The following is a 17,836-nucleotide window of genomic DNA, read 5'->3' on the forward strand; positions in this document are numbered from 1 at the left end:
CGATAGCATTTCTTAAAGTTGTTTAAACCGATTATCGGTAAAGCACGGATTATTTACCGTCGACGGTTCCCCCGAAACCCAAATCGGACCGAATCAAAACCGTCAATGCGGCAAGCAGCCAGTCCTCTACAATGAGTTCATTGTTTAAACGTTCTCGCTCGCACAGCATGTTGCATCCGAAAGGCATATTATGCTGCAGAAAATCCAACGTTTTGGCGGAGCCATGTTCGCGCCCGCCATGCTGTTTTCTATATCAGGCCTCATGGTCGGCATCTCCGCCCTCGCAACGACCGTGGATATCGTCGGCGACCTCGCCGTATACGGAACCCCCTGGTACGTTTTCTGGACTATCATTCAGCGCGGCTCGTGGACGGTCTTTAAGCGCCTTCCACTCCTTTTTGCCGTAGCGCTGCCTATCGGCCTTGCCCAAAAGCAACCGGCACGCTGCTGCCTCGAGGCGCTCGTAGCCTATTTTGCCTACTGTTTCTTTTTGAGCGAGATCATTAAGCTGAGCGGAGACAACCTTGGGCTTAAGTACCCGTCGTTTTTGACCTCCGCTAGCGGCATCACCGTCATCGACGGCATCAAGACGCTCGACACCGGCATTATCGGCCCGCTGGCGGTGTCGGCAACCGTCGTCGCGATCCATGACCGCTTCTACGATGCCAAGGTTCCCGATTGGCTCGGCACCTTCTCGGGTTCCTCGCTGGTCTACCTCATCAGCTTTTTTGCCGTGTTTGCCCTTGCCGCCATCTCGGCCGCCATCGTGCCTTTCGCATACGCTGTAACCGAAACGCTGCGCCACGCACTTGCGGGCGTCGGCCCCTTCGGCGTGGGCATCTTTGTGTTTTTGGAGCGAGCGCTCGAGCCCATGGGGCTGCACCATCTGCTCTATATGCCCATCTATTACGACAATCTGGTCATTCACGACGGTATTTACGCCACGTGGACCAACCTGCTCCCCATTCTCTCCCATAGCACGCGCCCTTTAAATGAACTTGCGCCCTGGGCAGGTTTTACCGCCACCGGCTGGGGCAAGCTCTTTGGCCTTCCCGCCATCGCGGCAGCATTCTATTTCACCGCCAAACCCGAACGCCGCGCCGGCCTTAAGGTCATCCTTTTGCCCGCCATCGTCACCTCGGTGGTCTGCGGCGTCACCGAGCCGCTCGAGTTTCTCTTTATGTTCACCTATCCCGGACTCTTTTTGCTCTACGCCGTCCTGTCCTCCTGCCTTGCCATGACCATGAACTTCTTTGGCATCGTCGGCATCTTCTCGGGCGGTCTCATGGAAATGACGGCCTTCAACTTCATCCCGCTCATGCGAATGCATGCCGGCTCCTACCTTTTGGCGCTCGGTATCGGTCTTGCCTTTAGCCTCATCTTTTTTGTTAGTTTTCGAGCACTCATCTTGGTCTATGACCTTAAGACGCCGGGCCGCGAGGATCATGTCTCCAATCGCGCGGCAATCGATCGTTTAACGGGAAGCGGCTTTGCCAAAGAGCAATCTCCCAATGGCGAGGTCAGTATTCAATCCGATCAAGATCACGTCCTCGCTGAGCGGGTAATTCAGCTTTTAGGTGGCGTTGGCAATATCGTGGGCGCAACCAACTGCGCCACGCGCCTGCGCGTCGAGGTCGCAGACCCTTCCATCGTTGCAGATAATGCGTCGTTTGTCGCGGTGGGCGCCAAGGGCCTCATCATTACGGGCAAGACCGCCCAGGTGATTATTGGCATCTCCGTTCCCCGCGTTAAAGAGCATTTTGACCAGATCATGGGCCTCGAGCCGGGATTTGTGCCCACCACCTCGGCCTCCCCTTCCGCCAGCGCAGCCCATAAGCGCGGCGATATCTGCTTCTTCGATATCGACGGAACACTCGCCTGGCAAGACCCTCGAGTGGCACAAGAGCTTCCCGAGAGCGAGCGAGACCTCTCCCCCTATCCCAATGAAGCGGTCTCGCAAGCCATCCGTGATTTTGTCGCCAAGGGCAATATGGCGTTTATCTGCACAGGGCGCACGCTGAGCTGCATCCATCCAAAGCTGCTCGAGCTGCCCTGGACCGGCATCGTCTGCCTCGCGGGTGGCTATGTCGAACTTGAGGGACACGTGATTCGCGATTTGGCGATGACGCCCGGCATGCTGCAGCGCCTTGCTCCCATTCTTGAGCAATCGGACGAAGTGATTCGTTTTGAGGGACTCAATGGCGTCGTTCGCATGAGTGCCGATGCGCCCGACGCCCCCGGATACGCCCGCACCGTGGGCGATGCAATTACGCAGCTGCAACATTACAGCGCCTACAAGATCTTAATGTCCACGTCGCTTGCCAACCGCATCGCTCAGGATCAAGCGTTTGAGCCGCTGCTCTGCTTTAACGAGCTCGAGCTCGAAGTGACCGAGATTTCGCCTCGCGAATGCACCAAGCGCGAGGGTATCCAGTCCGTACTCGACGCCCTCGATCCCCACCACGGAACCGTATACGGCATCGGCGACGCCAGCAATGACGTCTCGCTGATGAACGCCGTCGACGTTGGCATCGCCATGGGCAACGCACCGGACTTCCTCAAGGAAAAGGCCGACTATGTCACCGACAGCATCGACCACGACGGCGTCGTCACCGCGCTCGAACACTTTGGGCTTATCTAGCCAAGCCCCTACCGCACTTGCGGCCGCATGGACCAATCGTCTTCAACCGCCGCGCTCGACGCCCTAATGTGGCAATATGTTGTCTGCATAATGCAACGATGCAACCTATCAAAGAATGCGAGAACCCGTGTCCAGTCCGTTTACCAGCTTTTTAGCCCAGCACTTTGACCAGATTAACGACTATCTGGCCACGTTCTTTGACGGACAGGCGACTTCCGCCGATATCGAGCGCTACCTGTATACCCCGCTCTCGGCATTTACGGCAAACGCTGGCAAGCGCCACCGCCCGCTCATCTGCATGCTCGCCGCCACTGCGGTAGGCGGCAGCTTTGAGAGCGCCCGCAGCGCAGCGGCGGCCATCGAGCACTTTCAGTCGGGCGCACTCATCCACGACGACATCGCCGACAACGGGCAGATTCGTCGCGGCAAGCCCTGCATGCACCTTACCGAGGGCACCGGTCTTGCCATCAACTGCGGTGACCTGGCGCTCACCATGGTCACCAAGACGGTTCTCGACGACCCCACACTCAACGCAGACGTGAAGCTTCGCGTGCTCCACGAGCTTACCGAGATGATCGTCCGTACCATCGAGGGCCAGGCGCTCGACCTGGGCTGGGTCCGCGACGGGCGCTTTGACATTTCGGTCGACGATTATCTGGACATGGCGACGCACAAGACCGCGTACTACAGCGGAGCGACGCCGCTTGCCGCCGGAGCCATTATCGGCGGCGGCAGCGAAGAGCAGATTGAGGCACTGCGCGCCTTTGGGCTGCACACGGGCCTTGCCTTCCAGATTCAAGACGACCTGCTCAACTTGATCGGCACCAAGGAGGCCGCCAACAAGGACTTCCGCACCGATATCACCGAGGGCAAGCGCACCCTCGTTGCCGTGCATGCCCTGTCAGACGAGCGCTATCACGACGAGATCGAGGCAATCCTTTCCTCGGGCACCGAGGACCCTGCGCAGCTCGCACGCGCCGTGGAGATCTTCCAGGAGACCGGCTCCATCGATTACGCCCACACCTATGCGCTCGACCTGACCGCTAAGGCCAAGGCCGCTATCGAAGGCGTCGAGCTCGACCCGCATGCGCGCGAGCTCTTCCTCTCAATGGCAGATTTCTTTGTGGAGCGTCTTAACTAGCGGGGGTCATAAAACCTGTGGGCAGCGAGTTTGGGTACAAGTTGCTACACTGTTGAGTGCATGTTTATGCATTGTCTCGCGTTGTCTATCCGACACGCGCTCAAAATAGTACGAATCGTACGCCGAAAGGGGTTCGTTCATGGAACCTATTACCACGGGCATGCAGGGAGCAGCCGTCGAGGACGTGCAGTCTCGTCTCCTGCAGCTCGGCTACACGATTGATGCCACCGAGGTCGCCAACAAGCGCTTTGGTGCCACCACCGAGCAGGCTGTTGGCACCTTCAGACTCGACAGCGGTCTTGCCGCTGGCTGCGCCGTCGATATCCCCTGCTGGAGCGCCCTGGTAGACGCCTCGTATAAACTGGGCGACCGCACGCTCTATCTGCGCATGCCCAATTTCCATGGTGCCGACGTTCGGGCCCTGCAGAAGGCACTCAACGTTTTGGGCTTTGCCTGCGGCGAGGACGACGGCTACTTTGGCCCGCACACCGAGGCGGCCCTTCAGCAGTTCCAGGAAAACGTCGGTCTGTTTGCCGACGGTATGGCTTTCCAGGATACCTACGCCTATATCAACCGCTTGCACCACGTGTGGGAGGGCAAACCTTCGGTCACCGAGGCCGAGTCGCGCATCGGCTTTGCCCGCGCGGCCAACGTACTCGAGCGTTTCCAGATTGCCGTCATTGGCGAGGACCCTATCGCGCGCAGCGTAGCGTCGCGCATGTGGAACATCGCCACGGCAACGACCAACAACAGCGGTATGATGCTTTGCGACTCCGAGGTTCCGACCGATGTCGACCTGGTGCTCGAGATCGCAAGCGACGAGCTACCCGCCGACGCCGCTCCGCGCGCCACGATCGCCCTCGCTGAGTGCCACAACCTGGCCCAGCGCATCCGCACCGCCAATGTCGCCGCGCAGCAAAAGCCGGCACGCATCCGTATTGAGCTCACGGGCATGACGCGCTACAACGGAACCTTCACTGCCAGCGACGCCCAGACGCTCGCGGTACGCCTGCTCGACGGCGTTTGCGATGCCCTCGCAGATTAGGTAAACTAAACGAGTTGCTTTTGGGCAACACCACACATTGGGACGTAGTTCAACGGTAGAACTCCGGTTTTTGGTGCCGGCTGTTGGGGGTTCGAATCCCTCCGTCCCAGCCAAAGAAACAAGCCTCTCGAACGCATAGCCGATCGGGAGGCTTTTCTTGTGGGCAAGCGGAGGGATTCGAACCCGCAAGGGTGCGGAGCCGAGGAAACGCGAAGCGTTTTCCAGCGCAGCACGCAAGGAGCGAAGCGACGCAGCGGGGCGCGGCCGCCGACCAGGCGGACGCGGAATCCCTCCGTCCCACACCAGCCAAGAGCCCCTCACGTCAAGCAAATCGAGCCAACGCCGCCAAGCGGAGGGATTCGAACCCGCAAGGGTGCGGAGCGATGCAGCGGGGCGCGGCCGCCGCAGGCAGACGCGGTGTCGGCACTTGGGGACGCTCCTAAGTGCCGGCATTATAGGAACGTCCCCAAGTGCCGGCTCGGGACTATTTTCGAGGACCCTCCGAAGGACTGTGGCCAAAAAACGGCAAATATGAGTACTGTCACCGTTGTAGCTACATTATTTTCGTTAATAAAAGAAGATCTTAATGAGATTTATTCGCATCAAGGTCTTCCTTTAATGAACACTTGAGGAGATACGGCAGCTTATCTGCTCGATCGACACGTCAAATCACCTTAAATGTGGTCAAAATTACTGCTACTAAAAGAGTATCAGTACTCATATTTGATGTTTTTTGGCCACGGCTCTTTATAGACACCCTGCACAGCGACGGTGGTAGATTTCGGAACGTGTCCGTCAGCCCCGTTCCGAAAAGCGAGCCGCATGCAACGGCCAAGCCACGACAGGCCCCGGGAGAGCGGGGACACCGGCTTAGGTTTATCGCGAGTTCCGCACGAACAGGAGGCCACTTAATGTGGCCTCCGTCGTGAGCAGGACTGTAGAGCAGGAAACCTAAGCCGGTGTCCCCGCTCTCCCGGGGCCGGCGGAATTTAGTTGTTCAGCATGCGGTCGAAGCTTCCCGAGTCGCCATCCCGATAGTCGGCGGTCATCAGAATCTCCTGCGGAATGCGCCCGCCCTCGCGCAGCACATTGCGGAACTGCACGCGCGTGACCATGGGCAGATCCTTGATCGTCGCCGCCAAGTTCTGCGGCACGCCCTGGTTGGCAGCCGCGGGCTCGCACTCGCCGCCGGCCTTCACGCGACGCTTATGCTCGGCGAGCATGGCGCGGTACATGCCGGCATGCAGGCGAATCTCAACCACATTGGCATTGCGAGCCTGCTCGACGATGCGCGCGCCCTCGCGGTCGATATCGCCCACGTAGTAGACGTAGTTAAAGCGATAGCCGATCTCAGCCAGATAATCGTCCAGGGCATGCGAGACGCTCGCCTTGCATCCGCCGCCAAAAATCACGCCGCCCACCTTGATGCCAAAGAGCTTAGCGTGCTTGCGGCCGCGCAGGAGCTTGACGATCTCGTCATAGGTGTCCAGGTTCTCGACCATAATGAACGGCTTATCGGCGCCCAGCGTAAAGAAACCCGTAAAGTGCACGGGGCGGTTGGGGGCGACCTTAATCGCCTGCATGCTGATGCCCTTTTCGGTCATACGCCGAATTAGACGCTCGCCGTGCTTGCCGTCAAAAGCCTTCTCGTCGTTAAAAATCTGGTAGGCACGCTGGCGGCGCGAGGCAACCGGCGTATCGGCACCTCGGTTTTGCTCGATCCAAGCCTGGATGATTGCGATTTCCTCGGCAATCTTGCGGTTGGACATCTCGTTGTGCTGAGTGCGCTGCGGAGCCTTTTTGCCGTCCTTGCCCTCGACCTTTACGATCTGTGTCTGCTGCTCCTTGATCTTAGAGAGCGCCGTAGGCGTAGGGACAACTTTGAGCAGCTGCCTGCCTAAAACGCGGGCAAGGGCAAACGCCGATACCTCGCCGTGGACGGCCGACTCGGGCTGCTGGGCAGCAGCATCTGCTGCGGCAGACTCCGGCTTCTTCTGAGACCTGCGCTTAGAATCGCCTTGGGAATTGCGCTCGCGCTTCGGCATAGACGCCTGCTTCTGTGGACGATCGGACTTGCTCTCCTTCGCCGGCTGGCGCTTAGGCTGCCCCGAAGAAACCTCGGCCTTCGCATCCTCGTCCTGCGGCGTGGTCTTCTCGGCTGCAGTCTCGGCATGGGAACTGCGACCCCCGCGATGGCGACGGCGGCGAGGCCTGCTCGACGCGCCCTGCTCCGTCTGCCCATCAGTAGGCTGCTCGCCCTTGGCCTCGGCAGCAACCTCAAGCTGCGGCTCAACAGGCTTCTGCTCGCGAGCCGCCGGCTCAACGGTTTTCTCGGTTTGTTCGGCCTTCTCGGCCTGAGCGGTCGGAGCCGGCTCGCCCTTCTCCTGACGCCTTACGGGATACGCGCGCCTCGCAAAACCACGTCCGGGACGACATGAGCCCGGGGCCTTCTTGGCAGACTCCTCAACATCGTCTGCGGCCTCGGAAAGCTCTTCAACCTCATGCACGACATCCTGCTGCGCAGCCTTAAAGTGGGCACCACGGCGACGCTGGGGCTCCTGGGCCTCCACGGGCTTTTGCTCCTTCGCGGGCCTCTGCGACTCGGCAGCAACCTCGTTCTCAACAGCCTCGGCATCCGTCTCACCCTTTTGAGCAACGGCGCGACGGAAGCGCTCCTGCTGGGCGCGACGCTGCGCATCGCGCTTGCCACCCCCGCCAAAACCGCCGCGCCCTGCCTTGGCCGTAAAGGCACGCACGACGTTCTCATCGAGCAACTCATCGGTATCAACATGCTCACGCGGAGCAACTTCTTCCACAGCAGGCACGTCAGCGGAATCCTCGACGACAAAATCTTCGACGGACTCGGCAGGCTGCTCCTGGGCATCGCGGATCTCGACATTGATGGTATAGAACGCCGGGCGCCCGTTAATGCCGCTGCCCTCGATCTTGGTCACGATATTTGCCGCGATAAGCTCATCGCGCATCGCCTTGGTATCGCATTCCTTATCGACGGAGCGGAAAATCTGCGCCAGCGCGCTCGACTTAATCTTGAGCGCCTTGCGGCAGAGCAGGTCGTAGGCAACCAGCTTGGCGCGCTCGGCAGAAAGCGACGTCTGGCTGCTCAGACGCTCAGCCAGAGCATCGACATTGTTTTGATTATCGGAATATACCGTCTTGGCCACGGGGCCCCTTTCATATGCACACATATACGTCCATATGGTACAACGCACGAGCCTATCCACGCAAAACATCTGCGAGAACGCCCTTGCACCACCTGTTATCACAAGAAAAAAGACCGGGTCCGCTTGATTGCGGATCCGGTCTTTCCGAGTCAAATAGATGGGAGATTCAACCCGTCCGACCGACTAGGCCTTAGCGGCCTCGGCGTCGGCAGGAGCCTCAGCGGCAGCGGCGCGACCGTACTCGGCCTTGCCCATCTCGGACCACTCGGGCTCCTCGTCGGGCATGGAGCCGGCCTCCTTGCCGAAGAACTCCTTGAGGCAGTTAACGGCAACGATGAGGCCCAGGACCATCAGCAGGACGGCAAAGACGAGCTGCAGGCCCTTGGTGGCGGCGACGGAGACGGCGGCCGTGGTGGCAGTAGCCGGGATGGTACCGAAGAAACCGTAGGCCTGGACGGCGGTCATGCAGCCCATGGCGCTCTGGACCAGCGAGGTGAAGGTGCAGCAGAGCAGGAAGGCGACGGGCACATAGAGCATCCAGCCCTTGCGGCCGGTGCACTTGCAGAACACGGCGAGGGTGATCATGGTCATGCCGCCGAGCAGCTGGTTGGAGGCACCAAAGAGCGGCCAGATGTTGGCATAGCCACCAAAAGCGAGGGCGAGACCAGGAAGCAGGGTAACGACCGTGGCGAACCAGGGGTTGCCGAGGACCTTCATATAGCCGGCCTTGGACTCGATGGCCAGGGCATCGTTGGTCTGGGCAAAGAACTCGGAGAACGAGGTGCGGGCGATGCGGGCGACGGCGTCGAGCGAGGTCAGAGCCAGAGCGGAGACGTTCATGGTCATAAAGACGGTAGCGAGCGTGCCGTCAACACCGAAGGCCTGCATACCGCGGGAGATGCCAGCGGCGAAGATCTGGAACGGGGTGGAAGCGACACCAGCGTTGAGGGCGCCGGTACCGGCGGTGTTCATATCGGAGAACATGATGCCGGCAACGATGATGGCAAGGATGCCGACGAAGGACTCGACGATCATTGCGCCGTAACCAACCTTGACGGCGTCCTGCTCCTTCTCGACCTGCTTGGAAGAGGTGCCGGAAGAAACGAGGCTGTGGAAACCGGAGAGAGCACCGCAAGCGACGGAGACGAACAGGACCGGGAACATCATGCCGGAGGCAGTGGAGAAGCCGGTGAAGACCGGAGCGGTGATAGTGGCCTGACCGTTGACGCCCAGGACGACGATGCCGAGGACAGCGCAGACGATCATGACGATCATCATGATGGAAGTGAGGTAGTCACGCGGGGTCTTGAGCATCTGGATGGGCATAGCGCCAGCGAAGACCAGGTAGACCATGACGACGGCGAACCACTGGAACTTATCCAGGTAGACCGGGAACTGCATGCCGACGGCGAACATGAGAACCATGAGGACAACGCCGGTGACGAACTCGGCAGCGCCGGTGAGGTTGAACTTCTTCTGGGCCCAACCAAAGGCGATAGCGACGAAGGTGAACAGGATGGAGATGGTACCAGCGCAGCCGGCGGCATAGGACTTGGTGAAGTCGATGGCACCGGTAGCAGCACCAGAAGCGTCAACGGCCGGGGTGAACATGAACGTCTTGCAGACCATGTCGGTGAAGGCGGCGATGACGATGATGCAGAACAGCCAGCAGAACAGCAGGAACAGGCGACGACCGGTCTTGCCGATGTACTTCTCGATGAGCTGAGCGAGCGACTTGCCGTTGTTCTTCATCGAAGCGTACAGGGCACCAAAGTCGTGGACGGCGCCAAAGAAGATGCCGCCGATGAGGACCCAGAGCACGACGGGAAGCCAGCCGAAGGCCATGGCGACGATCGTACCCGTAACAGGGCCAGCACCGCAGATCGAGCTGAACTGGTGAGAGAACGCGGTGAAGGCGGAAACGGGCGAGAAGCTCTTGCCGTCCTTCATGCGCTTGGCCGGCGTGAGGGCCTCTTTGTCAACGCCCCACTTGTTGGCCAGCCATCGGCCATAGCCCAGATAGCCGCAGGCGAGCACCGCCGCGGCCACAACCATGAGCAAAACTCCGTTCATTACATTTCCTCCTCTAAAAAGAACTTCCTAGACATAAAAAATGAGGGCCGTCGGTTGCGCTCGACGGCCCTCATCTTCATCAGCCGCCCGTTATCGTACGGGCTAGCTGTATGTGCTAACCCGCATCAGATAATTACTACGCTGATAATGTTTAGCTGATGCGTGAACATGTCTAAGAAATCCTCTTCAATCATGATGTGAACGATCCGTGCGTGTTCACATCCCCAGTGGTTGAAAAGGAGTATGAAACTTTAGTTACCTAAAGTCAACGCAAATATGTAATGAATTTTCAACTTTTTTTGAATTTCTCGGTATAAAACGCCACTGACCTCTGACTTTATCCGACAAAAGTTTTTGCATGAGAGATGTCCCTCGGGAGCGGGCGGGCGTATACAAGGTTTCCTGCTCTACAGTCCTGCTCGCACGGAGAGCACATTAAGTGCTCTCCGGCTCGTGCGGAACTCGCGATAAACCTTGTATACGCCCGCCCGCTCCCGAGGGGCTCCCATCCCAAATGCAGAGCGAAAGCTCCGCACACCAACTTTTTCTTTCAGCTAAAGCACGCCGGAAATTCGACGCGGGCTAACTATCCTTGCCGGACGTTGTCGACGCCGATCCAGCCCAAAAGCTATATCGATACAGAAAGGTCCCCGACCGGAGGGGCCGGATATAAGGTTTATCGCGAGTTCCGCACGCAAAGAAGGCCACTTAATGTGGCCTTCGTCTTGCGCAGGACTGTAGAGCAGGAAACCTTATATCCGGCCCCTCCGGTCGGGGACCGCACCCGTATGACTACAGCGTCATGTTCGGATCGGCATCGACGTCGAACGGCGAGATTTCGCCTCGGTCGAATTTACGGCGGGCGACCTCCGCGATCATGGCGGCGTTGTCGGTGCACGCCGAAAGCGGTGGCACCGTTACGCGGATCCCCTGACGCCCAAGCTTCTTGATCATCATCTCGCGCAGATGCGGGTTGGCCGAGACGCCGCCACCGATGCAGTATTCCTTGCATCCGGTAGCGTGCAGTGCGTTTTTGGCCTTCTTGTACTGCACGTCGAAGACAGCCGCCTCAAACGAAGCCGCCAGATCGGGCAGGTGAATCGTGCGCCCGGCCTTGGTCTCCTGCTCGATGTAGAGCGTCACCGCCGTCTTGAGGCCCGAAAGCGAGAAGCGGTAGTCTCCCCTGCTGTTAAGCGCGCGGGGAAAATCGATCGCCTTGGGGTTGCCCGTCTCGGCAAGCTTGGAGATGATGGGGCCACCGGGATAGCCCAGGCCCAGCGCCTTTGCCACCTTGTCGAAGGCTTCGCCCACGGCGTCGTCGAGCGTCTCGCCGAGCACCTCGTAGTCTCCCCACGCCTTGACGTGAACAAGCATGGTATGACCGCCCGAGACGAGCGTGAAGATAAACGGCGGCTTGAGATCGGGCTGCGCTAGCAGGTTGGCAAACAGGTGCCCCTCCAGATGGTTGACGCATACGAGCGGCTTACCGGCAGCGTAGGCAAAGCCTTTGGCAAAGGCAACGCCCACCACAAGGGCGCCCACCAGGCCCGGACCCTGTGTCACGCCCACGGCGGCAAGCTCGCTGGGAGCAATGGCTCCACCCTCAAGACCAAGCGATGCTGCGGCATCCTCGAGCGCCGCATCCACGACACTCACAATCACCTCAACGTGTTTGCGCGAGGCGATCTCGGGCACCACGCCGCCAAAGCGGGCGTGAAAATCAATCTGTGTCGACACCTGGTTGGCCACCATATTGCCATCCGCGTCGATAATCGCCACGGCCGTCTCGTCGCAGGAACTCTCGATAGCGAGCACTAGGCGACGTCGTTCAATTTCGGCACGCTCCCCCTCGGAGCGCCCGGGCGCAGGCAGCGGCCATACGCGCTGCTCAGCTGCCGTCGGCTCGGGCGAAGCATTGTCGACCGGAAGCACCAGGGGCAGCGGAGCCGTCATGACGATGGCATCCTTGCCGGCACCATAGTAGCCGCGGCGCCGTCCTGCCTCGGTAAAGCCCAGAGCGTTATAAAGCGCGATCGCTCCCTCGTTGCCGTCCTCGACCTCAAGCGAAGCCGTGGTGCAGCCGAGCATCTGGGCATCATAGCTCACATGCGACAGCAGCTTGCGGGCAATGCCCTCACGGCGATGTGCCGGGTCGACGGCGACATCCAGAATCTGCACATCACCGTCCACGACCATACCGCCGGCAAGGCCCAGTAGCTTGCCGTCGTCGTGTGCCACCCACCAACTACGCGGCGCAGCGACGTCCTCGCCCAGTTCGGACAGGAACATGCCCGGCGTCCACGCCTCGTGTCCGGCACCTTCAAAGCAGGCAGCCTCCAGCGCGCTCGCGCCCTCGGCATCCGCCGCGCCCATGGGACGGAACTGCAGATGACGACCGGCGAGCTCATCGGCAACGCCCGTAATTTCGCTCTGCGCACTCTCGGCAAGACCAAGACGCTTGCGCTCGTTTTCCTCGGCATCCGAAAGGCGCGTGTAAATCGGCAGGACGCGGGCCGGATCGCCGTCACCCGCAGCGTGCGCGAGCAGCAAGCCCTCGCCCGAAGGCCACCACAGGTCGCGCTCCACGCAGCGGGCGGTCTCGTCCTCACCCAGCAGCTTGCCATAGCGCACGAGACCGTCACCGGTCAGCTGAACCTGGTCCCAGTCCGCTGCTTGGCGCCACTCATCGAGCGCCACGGCGGCCTTGACCACGTGTTCGCGCTCAAATTGACGCTCGGGGCCCTCATCGACCAGCATATACAGCGCCGGATATACCTCACCGCGCATAGCATCGGCCAAAATACCAAGCTTGCCGCGCACGCCAGCCTTCCACGCCGTCCAAGCGCAAGCGTCGAGCGTCGACACGCCCAGCAGCGGAACATTGGCACCACGCGCGAGGCCCTTGGCAGTGGAGATGCCGATGCGCACACCCGTAAAGGACCCCGGGCCGCGGCCGACCACATAGCAACCAACATCGCTGCGATCCAGACCGGCTTGAGCCAGCACGCCATCAACGGTATTCACGAGTTCAACGTTGGCGTGACGGCGACACATGTGGTCGCCACTCACGAGCTTCGTCTCGCCCGTCTGCCCATCAATCCAGCTTGCCGCGCAGGCAAGCATGTCGGTCGAGGTATCGAGCGCCACCACCAGCGCGTTGTCGTTATGCAAGCTCATCTTGTACAGCCTTATCAATCAAATGGGAAAGCTCCATTGCGCGGTCACCGTGCGCCTCAAGCGTTATCGTTCGCACATCGCTGTCGCCCTCATCACGCTTGAGCGTCACCGAAAGATACTTATCCGTCAGCTCGTCCTGGAATTGTTCGCCCCATTCCAGCAGGCAAGCACCCTCATAGCCCAGCACATCGAAAATGCCCGTATCCTCGAGCTCGTAGGCATGCTCCAGGCGGTATAGATCAAAGTGAAACAGCGGAATACGACCTTGATCGTGAACGGCCATGAGCGCAAACGTAGGGCTCGTAACCATATGCCCATCGCCCAGCCCGCGCGAGACGCCCTTGGTAAAGTGAGTTTTGCCCACTCCCAGGCCACCGGTCAGGATGAGCACATCTCCGTCCTCAAGGCACGGTGCAATTAGCTCGCCAAAGTACTCCGTATCGGCAGCGCAAGTCGTTTTGTAAGTACCTACCCCCAGGCGCTCCAGGGACATATATGCTCCTTATTATTCCGAGGCGTCCTCTGGTGCGGGATGTCGCTCCAGATAATCGCCCAGCATCTTAAAGTCTTCCCCCAGCAGCTCCTGCCACGCCGGATTGCGCAGCGCTGCTGCCGGATGAAAAGTGGGCATTACTACAAAATGCCCCATCTGGTGGAACCTGCCGCGCAGCTTAGTAATGCCAATCTCGGTCTTGAGCACAAAGTGCGTCGCGGGGTTGCCGAGCGTCACGATAATATCAGGCCAGATGCTTCGAATCTGCTCACGCAAAAACGGCGAGCAAGCCAGCACTTCCTCGGGACGCGGATTGCGGTTTCCCGGCGGGCGGCACTTAAGCACGTTGGCAATGTAGACGTCTTCGCGTTTGAGCCCCGCCAGCGACAAAATGCCGTTGAGGTCCTCGCCTGCCGCCCCCACAAAGGGCTCGCCCTGCAAATCCTCATTGCGGCCCGGCGCCTCACCGATAAACATCACGCGAGCGCGGGGGTTTCCCACGCCAAACACGATATTGTGACGCGACTGGTAGAGCTGGCAGAGGTGACAATCGCCCAGAACGGCCTCAATTTCCTCGAGTGCGACCTCACGTGGCGCCTGATGGGTATGGCCGGGGATGTGCATGACGCCCATAGCGGCTCCTACACGTAGACCTTGTCGAGACGCATGCCAAAGCCGCAGGCGACCTCGTAGTTAATCGTTCCGCGCAGTCGGGCCATCTCGTCCATGGTAATCTCGGCATCGCCATCGCGGCCGACAATAATCATCTCGTCACCATACTCGGCCTCGGGAATCTCGTGTGCCGGGTTGGACTGAATGGCGACCATAAACTGGTCCATGCAGATATTGCCAACCTGATGCACGCGCTCGCCGCGATACAGCACATCCATACGATTGGAAAGCGTACGCGATAGGCCGTCGGCATAACCGATCGGCAGCGTGCAGATCTGAACGCGCGTACGCGGTACGCGGTAGGTAAAACCGTAGCCCACGCCCTCACCCATCGCAGGGTGTGCCACGCGCGTCACGCGCGCATGGACGCTCATAACGGGGTCAAGCTGCATCACGCGGCCACTCAGCTCGCACGGCTGCAGACCATACAAACCGATGCCGGCACGAATCATGTCAAAGTGCATTGAAGAATCGAGCATCGAGGACGGCGTATTGGCACAATGCACGATACCGCATTCAAAACCTGCGTCCTTAATGGCCTGAACGGCCTCGGTAAAACGCTGGCACTGCAGCTTGTAGTCCCAACCCGAAGGTTCATCGGCCGTGGCGAAGTGCGTAAATACGCCGTCGCACTGAATACCGCGATGGAAATTAATACCGCGGACAAAGTCGAGCACCTGCGTGTAATGTACGCCAATGCGGTTCATGCCCGTCTCGATGGCGAGATGATACTTGCCCACCTTGCCCGCCGCGACGGCACATTCGCCATACGCAAGAGCAAAGTCAGACGTATAGACCGAGGGCATGATATCAAACTCGAGCAACGTCGGAATGGCCTCGATAGGCGGCTCGCTTAGGATGAGGATGGGTTTCGTAATCCCGCCCTGTCGGAGCTCAACGCCCTCGTTAACCGTCGCCACGGCAAACATGTCGGCACCGGCCGAATACATGATCTTGGCGCACTCAACAGCTCCATGACCATAAGCATCGGCCTTGACCACGCAGCACAGGCGCTGACTCGGATTCAACAAGTTCTTATAGGCCCTCGTGTTGCGACGGAGCGCCCCGCGGTCGATCTCGACCCAGGACCAGCGCGTCAAATCGGCTTTATTCATGATTAGTCATCCGACCCTTCGTCCATGATTCCCAGATCTTCGAGCGCATCCTTTGCCGCCAGCTCCATGGCAGGACCGATCAAGTCGATAAGATCGGTTGCGATAACGCTCTTCTCACCATACTCCGTCGCCGCGGCAAAACCGGCGTAGCTGTGAAGTGCGACGGCGTACGAATACAGCAACTCCCAACGATCCATCTCGTCGCGCATGGTGGCAAGCGTGCCGGCCAAAATACCCGCGAGAACATCACCCGAACCGGCAGTTGCCAGAGAAGCCGGACCCGAGAGTGGCAGCAGCACGCGCTCAACGCCACAGATAGCCGTCGTCGGCCCCTTGGCTATGACCACCAGATTGTCGGAGCCTGCAGCCCAGACAACCTTCTGCGCGGCCGCAATCGCGGTACCAAGGTCGTTCACCTCGTCACCGGCAACCAGGCGCGAAAGCTCACGATAATGCGGCGTCATAACCAACGGCTGCTCGCGACGATACATCTCGGGGTTACTATCAATACCGTCAATGGCAATCTTAGCAAGGCAGTTGAGTGCATCGGCGTCCAAAATTAGCGGTACCTCAAGCTCGAGCAAGCCCGAAACCACCTGCATAGCGCCAGCAGACGTCGTCATACCGGGACCGCACAGCACGCAGCTGTACTTCTTTGCGATCTCACACACCGTCATGCGCGCAGCGGCGCCAAAGGAGCCGCGCGAATCAGACGGAATAGCAAAGACGGGAATCGAAGGAAGTGCCATGCGAATGAGATTGGCACAGGCGTCAGGAGCCGCGACTGCCACGTAACCAGCACCCGCGCGAGCTGCAGACTTGGCCGCCATAATGGCAGCACCAGGATATTGCGCCGATCCGGCGACAATAAGCACAGAGCCACGGGAATACTTATCGATATTCGATGGTAGCGGAGCAAAGTAATCAACTAAGTCACCGGGCTCGACAATCTCGGCGGCGTGGTCAACATCATCGATGACTTCGTCAAGACGGTCGTAAAGATTGCCGCAGATCAAATCGCCAGCATACTCAGGGCCATCAGCGCTATACAGACCAATCTTGGGCGCAATCATCGTCACCGTGCGCTCGGCACGAATGCAGTCGTCATCAACAACGCCCGTCTCGGCATTCAGGCCCGAGGGGACATCAATGGATACGACACAATCGGCGCATTCATTGACCGTAGGAATCCAAATGGAGAACGGCGCACGCAGATTCCCGTGGAAACCGGTACCAAAAATGGCATCGACAACAACATCCGCCTTATCGATCAAAACCTCGAGTTCGTCACGCGAGGGACCGACGCAAACGTGCACATCGCGGCCGGCAGTTCGACGAGCAACATGACGTGCCAAAGCAGCAGGAATCTCATCCGGCTCAACCGGAGAAACGATATCCACGTCCACACCCTTGTGGCTCAGGATATCGGCGGCAACCCAACCGTCGCCGCCATTATTACCAAAACCGACCAGAACGAGAACCCGATCGGGATTGAGCTTCAAGACCTCGTTGGCGGCAAACTCACCCGCTAACTCCATAAGCTCGGCCTTCGAAGTCCCTTCGCGTTCGATGATATCCTCGAGACGAACGACTTCTTCGGTACTCAAAACCGGTTTCATCTATGCTCCTAGCGTATCTTGCGAAGCATCGCCCAAGTGCTCCGTCAATGCTGAATTCTGCAGCTGCTCAAGCTCATCTAAAACAGAGCGAGCCTCTTTAAATGTCTGCGCAACGCGTTTCTTGTTGCTCACCTTTTCTTCCTTAGGCTTAGGTCGAGCATCCTCGGTGATTGCAATGGCATTAGCGACAGCCAAGTCACCCGTAAGGGTAATAGAAAGAGCGACCTCGACAACACCCAAATCCTGGGCGATTTCGAGAGCACGGCCAGAAAGCAGAGCCTTCGGTTTGCCGAGTTTATCACGCGTTACCGAAACATCCTTGCGACCCACGCCTTGACTAAAACCCGTGCCAAGAGCTTTAAGCACCGCCTCACGCGAAGCAAAGCGGCTCGCATAGTGAGCAGCGGGACGCGATGATGCATCGCAATACGCACGCTCTTCTTCGGTAAACACACGCCGAGCAAACGACGGCGTCTTTTCAAGAATTGATTTCATGCGGGAAATCTCGACGATATCAACGCCGATACCAGCTTCAGCCATGTTCACCTCCATATCGCACAGACTAAGTTATTGTAGCCCGTTCACAGAAGATGCGACAAACGAGGGTTATAAAACACAGCTACTATGTGAGACAAAACCCGTAAACGCAAAAAAGGGGGAGGCCGCGAGGCCTCCCCC

At 59.1% G+C, this 17,836-nt stretch carries 11 protein-coding genes and 1 tRNA gene; 4 read left to right on the top strand and 8 right to left on the bottom strand.

What is annotated here, in order from left to right:
• The first annotated feature begins 190 nt into the window (after positions 1–190).
• The 4 genes from DW821_RS10215 (at position 191) to DW821_RS09485 (ending at position 4,940) form a co-directional block, all read left to right on the top strand.
• A complete protein-coding gene (locus tag DW821_RS10215) occupies positions 191–2,641 on the top strand; it encodes a PTS transporter subunit EIIC (RefSeq protein ID WP_158567566.1) in 2,451 nt (816 codons plus the stop codon).
• Positions 2,642–2,768: 127 nt separating this feature from the next.
• Positions 2,769–3,782, top strand: coding sequence for a polyprenyl synthetase family protein (locus tag DW821_RS09475; protein WP_089573618.1), 1,014 nt, complete (start codon positions 2,769–2,771; stop codon positions 3,780–3,782).
• Between the two features lie 139 nt (positions 3,783–3,921).
• Positions 3,922–4,827, top strand: coding sequence for a peptidoglycan-binding protein (locus DW821_RS09480; protein WP_199584350.1), 906 nt, complete (start codon positions 3,922–3,924; stop codon positions 4,825–4,827).
• Positions 4,828–4,865: 38 nt separating this feature from the next.
• Positions 4,866–4,940, top strand: a tRNA-Gln gene (locus tag DW821_RS09485).
• 876 nt (positions 4,941–5,816) lie between these two features.
• Here the strand turns inward: DW821_RS09485 and DW821_RS09490 are convergent.
• The 8 genes from DW821_RS09490 to acpS all read right to left on the bottom strand — a co-directional run bounded on the left by DW821_RS09490 (position 5,817) and on the right by acpS (position 17,698).
• The gene (locus DW821_RS09490) at positions 5,817–8,009 is read right to left on the bottom strand and encodes a hypothetical protein (protein WP_158567567.1); all 2,193 of its coding nucleotides are present in this window, start codon (positions 8,007–8,009) and stop codon (positions 5,817–5,819) included.
• Positions 8,010–8,192: 183 nt separating this feature from the next.
• Entirely contained in the window at positions 8,193–10,082 is a 1,890-nt protein-coding gene (locus tag DW821_RS09495) for a carbon starvation protein A (RefSeq protein ID WP_117821411.1), read from the bottom strand.
• Positions 10,083–10,874: 792 nt separating this feature from the next.
• A complete protein-coding gene (gene tsaD / locus DW821_RS09500; protein WP_118066655.1) occupies positions 10,875–13,259 on the bottom strand; it encodes a tRNA (adenosine(37)-N6)-threonylcarbamoyltransferase complex transferase subunit TsaD in 2,385 nt (794 codons plus the stop codon).
• The gene (tsaE, locus tag DW821_RS09505) at positions 13,246–13,752 is read right to left on the bottom strand and encodes a tRNA (adenosine(37)-N6)-threonylcarbamoyltransferase complex ATPase subunit type 1 TsaE (protein ID WP_118066657.1); all 507 of its coding nucleotides are present in this window, start codon (positions 13,750–13,752) and stop codon (positions 13,246–13,248) included. Before tsaE ends, tsaD begins: the two co-directional genes overlap by 14 nt.
• Positions 13,753–13,764: 12 nt before the next feature.
• On the bottom strand, positions 13,765–14,385 hold the full coding sequence (locus DW821_RS09510) for a uracil-DNA glycosylase (protein WP_118066658.1): 621 nt from the start codon (positions 14,383–14,385) through the stop codon (positions 13,765–13,767).
• An 8-nt stretch (positions 14,386–14,393) separates the two neighbouring features.
• Positions 14,394–15,539: an alanine racemase gene (gene alr / locus DW821_RS09515; protein WP_118066660.1), complete on the bottom strand. Its 1,146-nt coding sequence runs from the start codon at positions 15,537–15,539 to the stop codon at positions 14,394–14,396.
• Between the two features lie 2 nt (positions 15,540–15,541).
• Positions 15,542–17,158 carry an NAD(P)H-hydrate dehydratase gene (locus tag DW821_RS09520; RefSeq protein ID WP_118066662.1) on the bottom strand — a complete coding sequence of 539 codons (1,617 nt, stop codon included), beginning with the start codon at positions 17,156–17,158 and terminating at the stop codon, positions 15,542–15,544.
• On the bottom strand, positions 17,159–17,698 hold the full coding sequence (gene acpS / locus DW821_RS09525; protein WP_055252164.1) for a holo-ACP synthase: 540 nt from the start codon (positions 17,696–17,698) through the stop codon (positions 17,159–17,161). It lies immediately after the preceding gene.
• Between the last annotated feature and the right edge of the window lie 138 nt (positions 17,699–17,836).

This window comes from Collinsella sp. AM33-4BH, from assembly GCF_003469205.1.
Classification (GTDB): Bacteria; Actinomycetota; Coriobacteriia; order Coriobacteriales; family Coriobacteriaceae; genus Collinsella.

Bases quoted from the DNA above. Each gene is read 5' to 3' on its own strand.
- DW821_RS09480 (WP_199584350.1), top strand. From the start codon at position 3,922: ATGGAACCTATTACCACGGGCATGCAGGGAGCAGCCGTCGAGGACGTG.
- tsaD (WP_118066655.1), bottom strand. From the start codon at position 13,259: ATGAGCTTGCATAACGACAACGCGCTGGTGGTGGCGCTCGATACCTCG.
- tsaE (WP_118066657.1), bottom strand. From the start codon at position 13,752: ATGTCCCTGGAGCGCCTGGGGGTAGGTACTTACAAAACGACTTGCGCT.
- DW821_RS10215 (WP_158567566.1), top strand. From the start codon at position 191: ATGCTGCAGAAAATCCAACGTTTTGGCGGAGCCATGTTCGCGCCCGCC.
- acpS (WP_055252164.1), bottom strand. From the start codon at position 17,698: ATGGCTGAAGCTGGTATCGGCGTTGATATCGTCGAGATTTCCCGCATG.
- DW821_RS09510 (WP_118066658.1), bottom strand. From the start codon at position 14,385: ATGGGCGTCATGCACATCCCCGGCCATACCCATCAGGCGCCACGTGAG.
- alr (WP_118066660.1), bottom strand. From the start codon at position 15,539: ATGAATAAAGCCGATTTGACGCGCTGGTCCTGGGTCGAGATCGACCGC.
- DW821_RS09495 (WP_117821411.1), bottom strand. From the start codon at position 10,082: ATGAACGGAGTTTTGCTCATGGTTGTGGCCGCGGCGGTGCTCGCCTGC.
- DW821_RS09520 (WP_118066662.1), bottom strand. From the start codon at position 17,158: ATGAAACCGGTTTTGAGTACCGAAGAAGTCGTTCGTCTCGAGGATATC.